The sequence below is a fragment of the Dietzia aurantiaca genome (assembly GCF_021033825.1).
In the GTDB taxonomy this organism is placed as follows: domain Bacteria; phylum Actinomycetota; class Actinomycetes; order Mycobacteriales; family Mycobacteriaceae; genus Dietzia; species Dietzia aurantiaca.
This window is the reverse complement of record NZ_JAIFXZ010000012.1, coordinates 118,909-131,452: the sequence shown is the minus strand read 5'-3', so window position 1 is coordinate 131,452 and position 12,544 is coordinate 118,909. Positions and strand designations below refer to the sequence as shown.

Genomic DNA, 12,544 nt, shown 5'->3' with positions numbered 1-12,544 from the left:
AACCGTCGAGGTTCGACCGTCACGCTCATTGACATCAACTCCCTGATCCCGGTTCACAACCATCCTGCCGCTCAGGGTTCCGCCGCTAAGTACCTACTTTTCGCGTGAATGGCCTGCGTATCTGCGTACAGTGCGCGCATGAGTCGGGGGAGCAGAGCAGTCGGGGGCCGGTCGATCATCACCAGGATCACGGCGGTGCTCGCCGCGGTGGTCCTCGTCGCCGTGCTGCCGCAGGTGCCACGCGCGGGCGCCGACGCTTCGGGCGCGGGCGCGGGCGCGCCCGTGGCGGAGGGCTTCCACTGGGGCGTGGCCACCTCCGGCTTCCAGGTCGAGGGCTCGAACCCCGACTCCAACTGGAAGCGCTACGTCGACGCCACCTCGCCCGGGGGCGATGTGGATCCGGTGGGTGACGCGGTGGACTTCTGGCACCGGTACCCCGAGGACATCGCGCGCGCCGCCGCGATGGGCGTCAACACGTTCCGGTTGAGTGTGGAGTGGGCGCGGATCGAACCGGCACCGGGGGAGTACGACGACGAGGCGCTCGCCCACTACGACCGGATCATCGACTCCATCCGCGGCCACGGCATGGTCCCGATGATCACCATGGTCCACTTCACCTATCCCGGCTGGCTGGCCGACCGGGGCGGCATGCTCTCCGGCGACGCTGCGGAGGCCTTCGGGCGGTTCTCGGAGCTCATCACCGAGCGGTGGGCCGGCGACGGGACCATGTGGGTGACGCTCAATGAGCCTCTCGTGTTTTTCAAGCACGAGATGACGATCGGCCGGGTCGGCTTCCAGGACTTTTCTCGGTTCCTCGACCAGATCGAGGCCGCGCACCGGCTGGGCTACGCGGCCGCCCACCGCGCCGACCCGGACGCGATGGTGACCATGAACGAGGCGTACCTGCCGCTGGCGACCGACTTCACCGACACGCTCATCGGCGACCGCGTGGCCGACGTCGTGGACTACGTGGGTATCGACTACTACTACGGCGTCGCCCTGAACAACCTCACGACGATCAACGCGGCCTGGGACGACTTCGCCGCCGTGCGACCGCAACCCGAGGTGATCTACGAGGCCATCAAGCACTACGCGCAGTCGTACCCCGGCAAGCCGATCTACATCGTGGAGAACGGGTTCCCCACCGACAACGGCGCCCGGGCCGACGGCGTGGACCGCGGCGACTTCCTGCGAGACACCGCGTTCTGGCTGCAGCGGGCCGTGGCCGACGGCTACCCGGTGATCGGCTACAACCAGTGGTCGCTCGTGGACAACTACGAGTGGGGCAGCTACTCGCCGCGCTTCGGGCTCTACCAGGTGGACGTGCTCACCGACCCCGCACTCGACCGCACGCCCACCTCGGGCGTGGACGCCTACCGCGAGATCATCGCCGGCGGGGGAGTCGGTCCCGACTACCGTCCCGTCCTCCCGGGCGGCTGGTGCTCGCTCTCCAAAATCCCCGACTCCTGCCTGAACCCGGTCCTGGTAGACGGCCCGCGGGCCACGCTCGCGGGCTGACGATCCCCGCAGTGGCGTAACACACACCCGCGGTGACGACGATAAGCCTTGTAGGACAACACGTTCACCGTAAGGAGTGAGGTTGATGTTCCCCGAAGGTTCACTCGAGAACCCGATGCGATTCCTGTTCGGCCCCGGCCCGGACGAGATGACCTGCATGGCGCTGACCCCGGAGTGCATGGGCTGGATCCCGTTCCTGGCCAGCCGGTTCGGGATCGCGTCCTGACACCGGCCGTCGCTCCGGCAGCCCCTGCGCGGGGCCACTTCGTCGATGCGGCATCGGAGGGGCCGGTGAGGACGTAAGTTGGCCTTTATGACGACCACTATCCTGCACAACGCCCGCCTCATCGACGGCACCGGCGCCGACCCGGTTGCCGACGCTGTCGTGGTGATCGACGACGGAAAGATCACCTACGCCGGCACGGCGGACGGCGCGCCGCAGTCCGATGACTCGGCCACCAAGATCGACGTCGGCGGCAACACCGTGACCCCCGGCTTCTTCGACTGCCACGTCCACCTCTCCCTTCCCGGCACCAAGGGCTCGCCGATCATGGCGGCCATGGTCCCGCCGTCCTACCGCTACTTCGAGCTGATCGATCGGTTGAAGGTCACCATCGAGTCCGGTGTCACCACCGTGCGTGACCTCATGGGCATCGACGTGGGCGTACGTGAGGCCGTCGCCAACGGCCTGGTCGAGGGTCCGCGTCTGCTGGTGGCCGACAAGATGTTCAGCCAGACCGGCGGGCACGCCGACTTCCACATCCCCTCGGGCATCGACGGATCCGGCCTGGTCGGTGGCCTGCTGGTCGACTCGGTCGACGAGGCCCGCCGCCACGTGCGCGGGCTGCTGCGCGATGGCATCGACGTGGTCAAGGTCGCCTCCTCCGGCGGCGTCACCTCCCCCTCGGACGACCCGGACTGGCTGGGCGCCCGTGTCGACATCGTCTCCGCGCTGGTGGAGGAGGCCCACAACTACGGGGGCCGCAAGGTCGCCGCCCACGCGATCGGGTTCGCCGGCATCCAGGCCGCGGTCCAGGGCGGCGTGCACAGTGTCGAGCACGGCTACGCACTCAACGACGACCTCCGGCAGGAGATGGTCGAGCGCGGCCAGTTCCTCGTGCCCACGCTGATCGAGACCCTCAAGCCCGACACCGCCACCCCGCAGGCCAAGGCCAAGAGCGAGAAGTGGCACGCGCTCGCGCACGAGTCCCTGCAGGCCTCGGTGGAGGCGGGCATCAAGGTCGCTGTCGGTACCGATGCCGGTCTGGTCCCCGATCACGGCGCCACCCTCGGTGAGCTGGGCGCCCTGGTCAAGTTCGGCGGCATGTCCCCGATGGACGCCATCGTCGCGGGCACCCGCACGTCAGCGGAACTGTGCGACCTGGGCGACAAGCTCGGCACCTTGGAGGCGGGCAAGCTGGCCGACGTCGTCGTCGTCAAGGGCGATCCCCTCGCCGACATCGACTCCCTGGCCGACCACAACAACATCCTCCTGGTCCTCAAGGAGGGCCGCACCGCCAGCAACCGCGGCGCCTACGCCCTCTGACCCGCACCACCCCAAACCGACGCCACGAGCCGGTGACCGCCCCGCGCGATCACCGGCTCGTGGCGTTCTCCTGCTCGTTTGCCTCGTCCTTCTCCTTCTGCCACGGCCACCGGCCGGAGATCTCCAGTTCGAGCGACCAGCTGAGGAAAGTTCGGATCGCGACGATCGCGGCCAGCACCGCGATGTCGTTGAGTGTCGGCATGACGGCCACGGTCTTGATGATGTCCGCGGCCACCAACAGTTCCAGGCCGAGCAGGATGGACCGGCCGAGGAAACGCCGGAACTGGCGGTACACACCGGGCTCGCGATGCAGCAGCCGCCACCCGGCAAGCACGGTGGCGGCGACCGTGCCGATCACGATCGCCGCGACACCCGCCGCGTCGATCACCTGCCCGACCATCTCGATTGATTCCTGGAAGTCCATGGCTCCTGAAGTACCACGGTCCCGCCCTCACCGGGTCGAATCAGCGGCGTCAGGCCTGCATACCCCGCCAGATCGTGTCAAGGGCGTGCCGGCAGCGCAGTTCGGTCTCGCGGTCGGAGAGGCTCGCGCCGCGGACCACGAGTTGGTAGTAGATGACCCCCAGCAGGGCGTCCAGGGCCGCCTCGACGTCGAGGTCCGCCCGGAACTCGCCGCGGTCGACCCCGGCGCGCAGGGCCTCGATCATCCCGCGCCGGCGGCGACTGACGTGGGAAGCCCAGTACGCCCACTGCAGTTCCTGATCGGACATCACGAGTTCGAGCCGTTTGCGGAACCGGCGCTGTGGGTAGGTCACCCCGCGCGCTTCTTCCTGGCGCTCGAAGAGCATCTCGAGCACCGCCTGCCTGAGGTCTCCGCTGATATCCACCTCGGGGATGGCGCGGCCGTGGTCGAGCGCATCCGAGACCAGGTCGGTCAGCGAGGACCACCGCCGGTAGACGGCGGCGCGGGAGACCCCGCTGCCCGTCACCACCGCGTTGACGGTGACGGGCTTGCCCTGGTCGATCAGTCGCAGCGTGGCCTGGATGATCTTCTCGTCGTGTCCGGGCTCCGGGGGGCGGCCCGGCCCGGAACGCCGCCCGGCCGCCTGAGTGGCAGTCATGGTCACGCCCCGAGCGCCCGCCGGCGCAGCTGGTCGACGAGGCCCGTGGTCAGGCCGGCGTCGTACAGCGGCTGCAGCGGATCGGTGTAGGTGGTGCGCAGGTGCTCGAGGAGTCCGAGCATGGGCGCTCGGGAGTACTCGGTCCGTACGGCGGCCCTGGCTGCGACGTCCATCTGCAGGCCCAGTCTGGCCATCATGGGCTCGATCACCGGCCGCACCCGGACCGAGACCGCGGCGATGTTGCGGCCGGTCTCGGCGTAGTCGGTCACGATGGCGTCGTTGTCCGCCCCCACCGCCAGCAGCAGCGCCGCGGCCAACACACCGGTGCGGTCCTGGCCGGCCGCGCAGTGGAACACCGCGGCGCCGGGCGCATGGGCGATCACGGCCAACGCCGTGACGATCTGCGGCGCCGCGTTCTCGAACAGCGAGATGTACATCTGCGCGAAGCGGGACTGGTCCCACATCTCCGAGGGGTCGGCGACGTGGTCCACGGCCGAACTGATCGAGGCCATGAACGGCACGTGGTGGTAGGCGACGGGGTACGCGCCGAGCAGGCCGCGGCCGGTGATCTCGGTCTCGGCGATCGAGCGCAGGTCGATGACGGTGCTCAGGCCTGCGGACATCAGGCGGGTCGCGGAGGCGTCGTCGATCACGGACAGGTCGTCGGCGCGCCAGGCGAAGTCCGCCCGGGTGGTCCAGCCGGAGATGGCGATCCCACCCAGATCGCGCAGGTTGGCGGGCGGGGACAGCGGCAGGGTAGTGGCAACCGGAGCGGCGGGTGCGGGAGAGTCCTCCGGCGTGGTTGCGGTCGCTGCGGTGACGGGTGCGGTGGCGGTCATTACTGGATCCTCTTCCGGATGAGAGCGCTGGCCTGGTCGATCACCGTGACAAGCACGATGATGCACAGGACCATGGCGCTGAGATGGCCGTATTCGTAGCGGTTCATGGCGGTGGTGAGCTCGAGTCCGATGCCGCCGGCGCCCACCAGTCCGAGGATGGTGGCGCCGCGGACGTTGCCCTCGAACATGAGCAGGGTGTAGCTGGTGAGCAGAGGCATGGCCTGGGGGAGAACCGCGTACTGGATGATCTGCCGCTTGGACGCCCCCACGGCCTCCATCGCGATGACGGGCCCGCGGTCGACCGACTCCATGGCCTCGGCGAAGATCTTGCCGATCGACCCGAGCGAGCCCAGCGTCATGGCGAGGATGCCGGCGAACGGCCCCAGGCCCACGGCGGAGACGAACATCAGCGCCAGCACGAGGTCGGGCACCGAGCGGATGATGTTCATCGTCCAGCGGCACGGGTAGTACAGCCACCGGGGCGCGATGTTGCTGGCGGCACCGAACGCGATGAACAGGGAGAGGAACGATCCGAGGACGGTGCCGACGATCGCCATCTGCAGTGTCTCGACCAGCAGTTCCACGATCAGCGGGAACTGGGAGAAGTCCGGCGGGAACAGCCGGGCGAGGTACTCACCCATGTTGGCCGCGCCGTCGCCGAGCTGGAGGAAGTTGAACTGCGCGCCGTCGGCCGACCAGAGGAAGATGATCACGGCGACGACGACGCCGGCCGTGAACCGGGCCCGGGGGATTCGGAACGCCTGTAGCTGGCGTTCGACCTCGGCGGTGTCCTCGGGTGCGCGGGTGCCGCCGGGCTTGGCGGTCAACGTCTGGGGCCGACTCATGCCTGCTCCTCCTCGTGATCGTGGTCGTAGACCGCGGACAGGGCCTCGGCGTCCAGGTCGGCGGTCCGGCCCTGGATGAGGACCCGGCCTCCGCGGAGCCCGATGACCCGGTCGGAGTGCTCGAGCGCCAGCGGCAGCACGTGGAGACTGACCAGGACCGGGACCTGCTCGTCCCGGGCGATCGACTGCAACAGGTGCAGGACGGTGTGGCTGGTGCGCGGATCGAGCGAGGCGACCGGCTCGTCGGCGAGGATGCACCGGGGCTTCTGCATGAGGGCGCGCGCGATCGCGACCCGCTGCTGCTGGCCGCCCGACAGCTGCCGCGCCTCGACCAGGGCCTTGTCGGCGATCCCGACCCGCTCGAGGAGTTCGTAGGCACGCTGCCGGTCGGCGGCCCGGAAGGTGCCGAACCGGTTGAGCGGGCCCGCGTGGTGCAGGGATCCGAGCAGGACGTTGGTCAGCACCGACAGTCGGCCGATGAGGTTGAACTGCTGGAACACCTGACCGACGTTGGAGCGCAGCTGCCGGAGCCCGCGGCCGGTGAGGTCGGCGACGTCGGCGCCGTCGATCGTCACGGTTCCGGAGGTGATCGGCGCGAAGCCTGTCAGCGACTTCATCAGCGTCGACTTTCCCGACCCGGAGGAGCCGAGCAGAGCAACGGTCTCGCCGGGGTGCAGCTCGAGGTCGACCCGGTCGAGAACCAACGGGGCGTCGGGGGTGTAGCGCACGGACAGCTCGCGCACGCGTACCCGCGGCGGGCCGAGGGGCGTGTGCGCGGCGGAGGAGGCGGAGGTCGTCGGGATGGTGGCGGGTCTGGTGAGGACGGGGTTGGGGGAGGTCATGGCGGCGGATCCTGTCCCGATCACTCGAGGTCCGAGATGTCCACGCCGGCCACGGCCGCGATGTCGACCAGGGTCTGGAAGGTCTCCGGACCGGGCTCGATCATCGGCTCGACACCCTCCGGTAGCGCCTCGCCGTAGGTGCCGAGCGCGTCGGCGTTCGCGGCGGAGAACACCACCGGCAGCGCCTCGAGCAGCGCGGCGCGCTTGTCCTCGCTCATCTTCTGGTTGCCCAGCACGGCCAGCGAGACCGGCATGGCGGGGCTCTCGCCGATCACGCGGGTCTCGCCCTCCTCGAACGGGAAGTAGGGGCTGCCCTGTCCGGCCATGTCGGTGAACATCGCGGCGGTGCAGGTCACGTCCACCTGGCCGCTCTTCAGGGCGAGCTGGCTGCGGTCGTGTCCACCGGAGAACAGGACCTCGTAGTCCTCGTCCTGGGTGAGTCCGGCCCGGTCGAGCATGTAGACCGGCATGAAGTAGCCGGAGCTGGAGGCCGGGTCGGCAAACGCGACGGTGTCCTCCGGGGTGATGTCCTCGAGGGTGCGGATTGGCGAGTCGGCCAGCACGACGCACCGTGCGACGGGGGAGTCGTCACCCGGCCAGGCCACGAGCGGATCCACCTCGCCGGTGTTGACGCCCATGGCGGTGGGGAAGGCGCTCATGATCCCGATGTCCTCGTGCCCGGATCGGATGGCCTCGATCACGGCCGAGTAGTTGGGGACGTCGGTGATCTCCACCTCGTAGCCGGTCTCCTCGGCCAGTAGGGCGGCGATCTCCTCGACCGGGGTCTCGGCGTTGGGGTCGTCGCTGACGGGCAGGGTCGCGAAGCGGATGGTGCGGTCGTCCAGCGCCGCGTCGGCGGACGAGGAACAGCCGGTGAGGGCGAGGGTGCCGACGACGACGGCGCCGCCGAGTGCGGGGAGCAGACGTGACTTCATGGGATGGCCTTTTCGTGACAGGGGCGGGAACGACAGCCATTCAAGGCGGGCAAGGTTGCCGGGCATTACGAGACCGGCGGTACGGCAATGGAAGCTTCAGTGAATGGGAGGTAACGGAATCCGCGGTCTCGCAATAACCGCTTGCGGTGTCGAACCGCCCCCACTGAACTGGAACGCGTTCTACGCTGCGGGCATGAGCTTTGAGGGGAAGTCCGTCCTGGTCACCGGCGGGGGAAGCGGCATCGGCGCCGGGGTGGCAGAGGAACTGGTGCGCCGCGGCGCGGAGGTCACGATCGTCGGCCGGGGTGCCGAGCGGCTGGCGGAGACCGCGCAGCGGATCGCGGAGAACTCCGGCCGCGCCGACGCCGTCCGTGCGCACGCCGCCGACGTCACGGACGAGGACCGGGTGGCCGCGGCGGTCGCGGCGGCGGTCGAACACGGGGGCGCGCTCGACGGCGTGGTGGCCTGCGCCGGCGGCAGCGAGACGATCGGCCCGCTCACCCAGATGGACACCGAGGCCTGGAAGCGGACCGTCGACCTCAACGTCAACGGCATGATGTTCACCCTCAAGCATTCGGCGCGAGCGCTGGTCGCCCGCGGCGGCGGCTCGTTCGTCGCGATCTCCTCGATCGCCGCGAGCAACACCCACCGGTGGTTCGGCGCCTACGGGGTGACCAAGTCGGCCGTCGACCACCTGGTCGGGCTCGCCGCCGACGAGTTGGGCGCGAGCGGGGTGCGCGTCAACGGCATCCGCCCGGGGCTGATCGAGACCGATCTGGTGGCGCCGATCCTGTCCGACCCGGCGATCGCCGAGGACTACCGCGTCAACACCCCGCTCCCGCGGATCGGCCGGGTCGAGGACATCGCGGAGGCCGCCGCGTTCCTTCTCGGCGACGGCTCGACGTGGATCACCGGGCAGGTGATCAACGTCGACGGCGGTCAGATGCTACGCCGCGGCCCCGATTTCTCCTCGATGCTCGAGCCGCTGTTCGGGGCCGACGGCCTGCGCGGGGTCGTGGCGGACGAGGACTGATCGCTTCGGAAGCCAGGGCCGTCCGGCGTAGGTACGTTGAGGACACGCCCTCCGCGGCCGAGCGGACGGCGCCCCTTCTGTCCGGCTTCGGAAAGGTCGATCATGGCGAATCTCAAGGAACTGGCCGAGTCCCACCTGGCCACCGCACGCGCCGAGGAGCACGGACGCAGCGCCGAACTCGTCGCCCACGACGGACCCCTGCGTCAGTCGGTCATCGCCCTGCGCGACGGGGTCCGGCTGGCCGAGCACAACTCCCCGCCGGCCGCGAGCCTGCAGGTCCTCCAGGGGCGGGTCCGAGTGGACCTGGACAACGAATCCCAGGGCGAGTTCGGCGAGGGCGAACTCTGGATCCTCACCCACGAGCGGCACTCGGTGCTGGCGCTGGCCGACAGCGTGTTCCTGCTGACCACGGTCACCAGCCAGCCGGGCCAGGACTCGCGCGCCTGATCGTCCGGCGCAGGGGAAGCTGTGCGCTGGACGAATGATGGATAGTTTCTCATAGGCGTGATCGGCCGCTAGAGTGCCCGGTGTGATGGGCGACACAATTCGTAGGTGGGCGCTGAGCGCCGTCGGCACCGCAGTGACCGGATCTCTCGCGGTGGGGGGAGCGGCCAGCGTCGATCTCCTGGGCGTGCCCACCGATCACCTCGAGGTGATGTCTCCCAGTGGGCTCACCGTCGACCCGGGCGCGGTCGGCGTGCACCCGCTGGGCGCGCACTCCGTGGTCGTCGAGGACGGGGCGGTGCGGGTGGTCGAGGGCGAGCAGACCGTGTGGTCGAACGCCCCGGGCGCAGCCTTTCTGTCCGCCGGGACCGGGCACGTCTCCTGGGAGGAGCACCGCGGGTACTTCTGGGCCGACGTGAACCACTCTCAGCAGTGGACGGCCCAGCAACTGACCGGCGTGGAGGCCGCCCCGGGATCCGTCACTCTCACCGGCGACCTCGTCTCCGCGGACGGTGCGGTCCCGTTCACGGTGAGCTTCACCGAGCGCGCTGACGGCGGGGTAGCGGCCGACGTCGACACCGGCGCCACCTCGGCAGGGGGCGACGACCCGGTCCTGCAGTGGACCGGCGGCCGGTCTGTCGGCGCAGGCGTGCACGGCTTCGGCGAACAGTTCGACGATTTCAACCTCGACGGCCGGCTCGTCCCCGTGGTCGCCCGCGAACAGGGCGTCGGCCGCGGCGAACAGCCACTGACGCTGTTGGCCGACGTCACCAACGGTGGGGCCGGCGGGACCACCTCGATGACCTACGCGGCGTGGCCGTCGTATGTCACCGGCGACCTGCAGGGCGTTCGGGTGGACCCGGACGACGAGGCCGCGCACGCCTTCGCGGTGGGCGACACCCGCAACCCCGACCGGGTCGGCCTCGAGGTGTGGGCCCCGTCGATGCGGCTCGAGCTCACCCGCGGCGACACCCCGGCGCACCTGATCGCCACGCAGCAGGGCGCGGTGGAGCGGCCGCGGCTGGCCGACTGGACCCAGCAGGGCGCGATCGTCGGCATCCAGGGCGGCACGGACACGGTGCGGGAGACCGTGGACAGGCTGGAGGCCGCCGGTACCGAGGTGGCGGGCGTATGGCTCCAGGACTGGACGGGGCAGCGCACCACGGACTTCGGCGATCGCCTGTGGTGGACGTGGCAGTTGGACGAGCAGCGGTACCCGGGGTGGGAGCAGCTCGTCGGTGAGCTACATGATCGCGGCATCCGGACCACCACCTACGTCAACCCGTGGCTCGTCGACGCCGCTCCCAAGGACGACCCCGGGATCCGCAACCTGTGGGCGGAGGCACGGGACGCCGGGCTGCTGGTGCGCGCGCCCGACGGCAGCCCCTACATGGTCGACCAGGGCGGGTACTCGGCGGCGCTCGTGGACTTCACCAACCCGGCGGGCCGGGACTGGATGTCCACGGTGATCGCCGAAGAGGTGCTGGCCGATGGGGTCGATGGATTCATGGCGGACTTCGGGGAGGCGCTGCCGATGGATGCGGTCCTTCACGACGGTGACGCCACGCTGATGCACAACGCCTGGCCCCGCCTGTGGTCGGAGGTCGTGCGTGAGGGCTGCGAGAAGGCGGGACGCCCCGACTGCGTGACCTGGTTCCGCGCCGGCACCTCGGGGATGGACTCGCAGAGCCCGGCGTTCTGGAACGGCGACCAGATGGTCGGCTGGTCGGAAGAGGACGGTCTCGCCTCGGCGCTCGCCGGGACGTTCGCGGCCGGGGTGTCGGGCTGGCCGGTCGTGCACTCCGACATCGGCGGCTACACCTCGGTGAACCTGCAGCTGACCGACTACGTCCGCGATGAGGAGCTGCTCGCCCGCTGGGGGGAGTACGCTGCTTTCGGCCCGATGTTCCGCAGCCACGAGGGCAACCGGCCGGCGGTCAACCGTCAGGTCTACGACCCCGAGGAGATCGACGTGTTCGCCCGAAACAGCCGGATCTTCGCGGCGCTTGCGCCGTATCGGGCCGAGGTCCTCGACGAGGCCGCCCGCACCGGGGTCCCCGCGATCCGGCACATGTGGCTCACCCACCCCGGCACCGCCGCTGCAGGAGCGGATGACCAGTTCATGCTGGGCGGCTCCCTGCTCGTGGCGCCGGTGATGGCGCCCGGCCAGACCGAGGTCACGGTGTCTCTGCCGCCGGGCACCTGGCGGCACCTGATCACCGGGCAGGTCTACCAGGGTGACTCGGCGATCACGGTGGCGGGACCCATCGGCAGTCCGGCGGCGTTCATCGACACCGCGCACCCCTTGGCCGACCAGCTCGTGGGCGAGGTCGGCGCAGCGGTGCGCGGGCCCGGCGGTCAGTCGGGGTAGACGGGATCCCGCTTGTCGAAGAAGGCGGCCGCGCCCTCGGTGAGATCACCGTCGGGGATGAGGTCGATCCACAGCTCGCGTTCGAGCTCGAGACCGGCGGGTAGGTCCAGGTCGAGCCCGCGGTCGACGCACTGCTTGACGCTGCGGATCGCGCGAGGAGAGTTCACGGCGATCTGCCCGGCGACTTCCAGTGCCAGCCCCAGCGGATCGTCGTCCTCGGACACCGCCTCGACCAGGCCGATGCGCAGCGCCTCGGCGGCATCGACCGGCCGCGCCGTGTACTGCAGCAGCTTGGCGACGACCGGGACCGACCGTGCGCGGGCAGGGGAGAGTCACCCGAGTGAGTGCAGGCTGAACGCGGCGAGGAAGCCCAGCGTGGCGATGAGTCCCGAGTAAACGGCGGCGTTCTCGAACGCCTCGGGGATCATCGTGTCGGTGATCATCGCGAGGATCGCCCCCGCGGCCAGCGCGTTGACGAAGGCCAGCACGCTGGCGGGCGCGCCGTCCAGGAGCAGAAAGCCGGCCAGAGCAGCCAGTCCCGAGGCGACCGCGATACCGCCCCACACGCCGAACACGTAGCCGGGCCGGCGCCCGGCCCTCTTCATTCCTGCCGTGCTGGACAGCCCTTCGGGGACGTTGGAGATGAAGACCGCGGCGAGCATCGGCACGCTGAGGCCACCGCCGGTGAGGAAGCTCAGGCCGAGGACCATCGACTCGGGGATGCCGTCGATCAGGGCGCCGATGGCGATCGCCGCGCCACTGTCCGAATCCGACGGCTGTTGCCCGCCCGAGCGCTTACGGTGTCGCGCGCCGCGGCGGGCCAGCAACAGATTCAGTCCCACGTAGATCAGCGCGCCCACGAGGAATCCCAGCGCCGTGGCGGCCAGGCCGCCCTGGTCCATCGCCTCCTCCACGAGCTCGAACGCCAACGCGGAGATCAGCACGCCCGAGCCGAAGGCCATCACCACGGCGACCACGCGCGCGGGCACTGCCACGAGCCAGGCGATCGCGCTCCCGAGGAGGAGTGCGCCGCCGGCGAGGAGTCCGGCACCGCCGGCCGCCAGCCATTCGGGCATCTCGCCTACTCCT

At 70.0% G+C, this 12,544-nt stretch carries 14 protein-coding genes; 6 read left to right on the top strand and 8 right to left on the bottom strand.

Going from position 1 to position 12,544, the window contains the following annotated elements; translation table 11 throughout:
• The first annotated feature begins 138 nt into the window (after positions 1–138).
• The 3 genes from K3888_RS13220 (at position 139) to K3888_RS13210 (ending at position 3,064) form a co-directional block, all read left to right on the top strand.
• Positions 139–1,518 (top strand): family 1 glycosylhydrolase, encoded by a 1,380-nt coding sequence (locus tag K3888_RS13220; protein WP_230930737.1) that lies wholly within the window; start codon positions 139–141, stop codon positions 1,516–1,518.
• A gap of 85 nt (positions 1,519–1,603) precedes the next feature.
• On the top strand, positions 1,604–1,744 hold the full coding sequence (locus K3888_RS13215) for a hypothetical protein (RefSeq protein ID WP_230930736.1): 141 nt from the start codon (positions 1,604–1,606) through the stop codon (positions 1,742–1,744).
• Positions 1,745–1,831: 87 nt separating this feature from the next.
• A complete protein-coding gene (locus tag K3888_RS13210) occupies positions 1,832–3,064 on the top strand; it encodes an amidohydrolase family protein (protein ID WP_230930735.1) in 1,233 nt (410 codons plus the stop codon).
• A 49-nt stretch (positions 3,065–3,113) separates the two neighbouring features.
• On the opposite strand, the gene K3888_RS13205 is transcribed toward K3888_RS13210, so the two are convergent.
• The 6 genes from K3888_RS13205 to phnD are packed head-to-tail and all read right to left on the bottom strand — an operon-like array spanning position 3,114 to position 7,607.
• Entirely contained in the window at positions 3,114–3,488 is a 375-nt protein-coding gene (locus K3888_RS13205) for a DUF1622 domain-containing protein (protein WP_230930734.1), read from the bottom strand.
• Between the two features lie 49 nt (positions 3,489–3,537).
• Complete coding sequence (locus K3888_RS13200) at positions 3,538–4,146, bottom strand: TetR/AcrR family transcriptional regulator (RefSeq protein ID WP_230930733.1); 609 nt, start codon at positions 4,144–4,146, stop codon at positions 3,538–3,540.
• A gap of 2 nt (positions 4,147–4,148) precedes the next feature.
• Positions 4,149–4,985 (bottom strand): tyrosine-protein phosphatase, encoded by an 837-nt coding sequence (locus K3888_RS13195; protein WP_230930732.1) that lies wholly within the window; start codon positions 4,983–4,985, stop codon positions 4,149–4,151.
• Positions 4,985–5,830, bottom strand: a complete 846-nt coding sequence (phnE, locus tag K3888_RS13190) for a phosphonate ABC transporter, permease protein PhnE (RefSeq protein WP_230930731.1) — start codon at positions 5,828–5,830, stop codon at positions 4,985–4,987. The genes K3888_RS13195 and phnE overlap by 1 nt, the downstream gene beginning before the upstream one ends.
• Positions 5,827–6,672 carry a phosphonate ABC transporter ATP-binding protein gene (gene phnC / locus K3888_RS13185; RefSeq protein ID WP_230930730.1) on the bottom strand — a complete coding sequence of 282 codons (846 nt, stop codon included), beginning with the start codon at positions 6,670–6,672 and terminating at the stop codon, positions 5,827–5,829. The genes phnE and phnC overlap by 4 nt, the downstream gene beginning before the upstream one ends.
• 20 nt (positions 6,673–6,692) lie before the next feature.
• Complete coding sequence (gene phnD, locus K3888_RS13180; RefSeq protein WP_230930729.1) at positions 6,693–7,607, bottom strand: phosphate/phosphite/phosphonate ABC transporter substrate-binding protein; 915 nt, start codon at positions 7,605–7,607, stop codon at positions 6,693–6,695.
• 193 nt (positions 7,608–7,800) lie between these two features.
• Between phnD and K3888_RS13175 the strand changes: the two genes are divergently transcribed.
• The 3 genes from K3888_RS13175 to K3888_RS13165 all read left to right on the top strand — a co-directional run bounded on the left by K3888_RS13175 (position 7,801) and on the right by K3888_RS13165 (position 11,455).
• A complete protein-coding gene (locus K3888_RS13175) occupies positions 7,801–8,640 on the top strand; it encodes an SDR family oxidoreductase (RefSeq protein ID WP_230930728.1) in 840 nt (279 codons plus the stop codon).
• Positions 8,641–8,742: 102 nt separating this feature from the next.
• The gene (locus K3888_RS13170; protein WP_230930727.1) at positions 8,743–9,087 is read left to right on the top strand and encodes a cupin domain-containing protein; all 345 of its coding nucleotides are present in this window, start codon (positions 8,743–8,745) and stop codon (positions 9,085–9,087) included.
• A gap of 85 nt (positions 9,088–9,172) precedes the next feature.
• Positions 9,173–11,455 carry an alpha-glucosidase gene (locus K3888_RS13165; RefSeq protein ID WP_230930726.1) on the top strand — a complete coding sequence of 761 codons (2,283 nt, stop codon included), beginning with the start codon at positions 9,173–9,175 and terminating at the stop codon, positions 11,453–11,455.
• On the opposite strand, the gene K3888_RS13160 is transcribed toward K3888_RS13165, so the two are convergent.
• Together K3888_RS13160 and K3888_RS13155 are read right to left on the bottom strand one after the other, a co-directional pair.
• Positions 11,443–11,691 (bottom strand): enoyl-CoA hydratase-related protein, encoded by a 249-nt coding sequence (locus K3888_RS13160; protein ID WP_230930744.1) that lies wholly within the window; start codon positions 11,689–11,691, stop codon positions 11,443–11,445. The two genes, K3888_RS13165 and K3888_RS13160, sit on opposite strands and share 13 nt — an antisense overlap.
• 96 nt (positions 11,692–11,787) lie before the next feature.
• Positions 11,788–12,531: a ZIP family metal transporter gene (locus K3888_RS13155; protein WP_230930725.1), complete on the bottom strand. Its 744-nt coding sequence runs from the start codon at positions 12,529–12,531 to the stop codon at positions 11,788–11,790.
• Positions 12,532–12,544 lie beyond the last annotated feature (13 nt).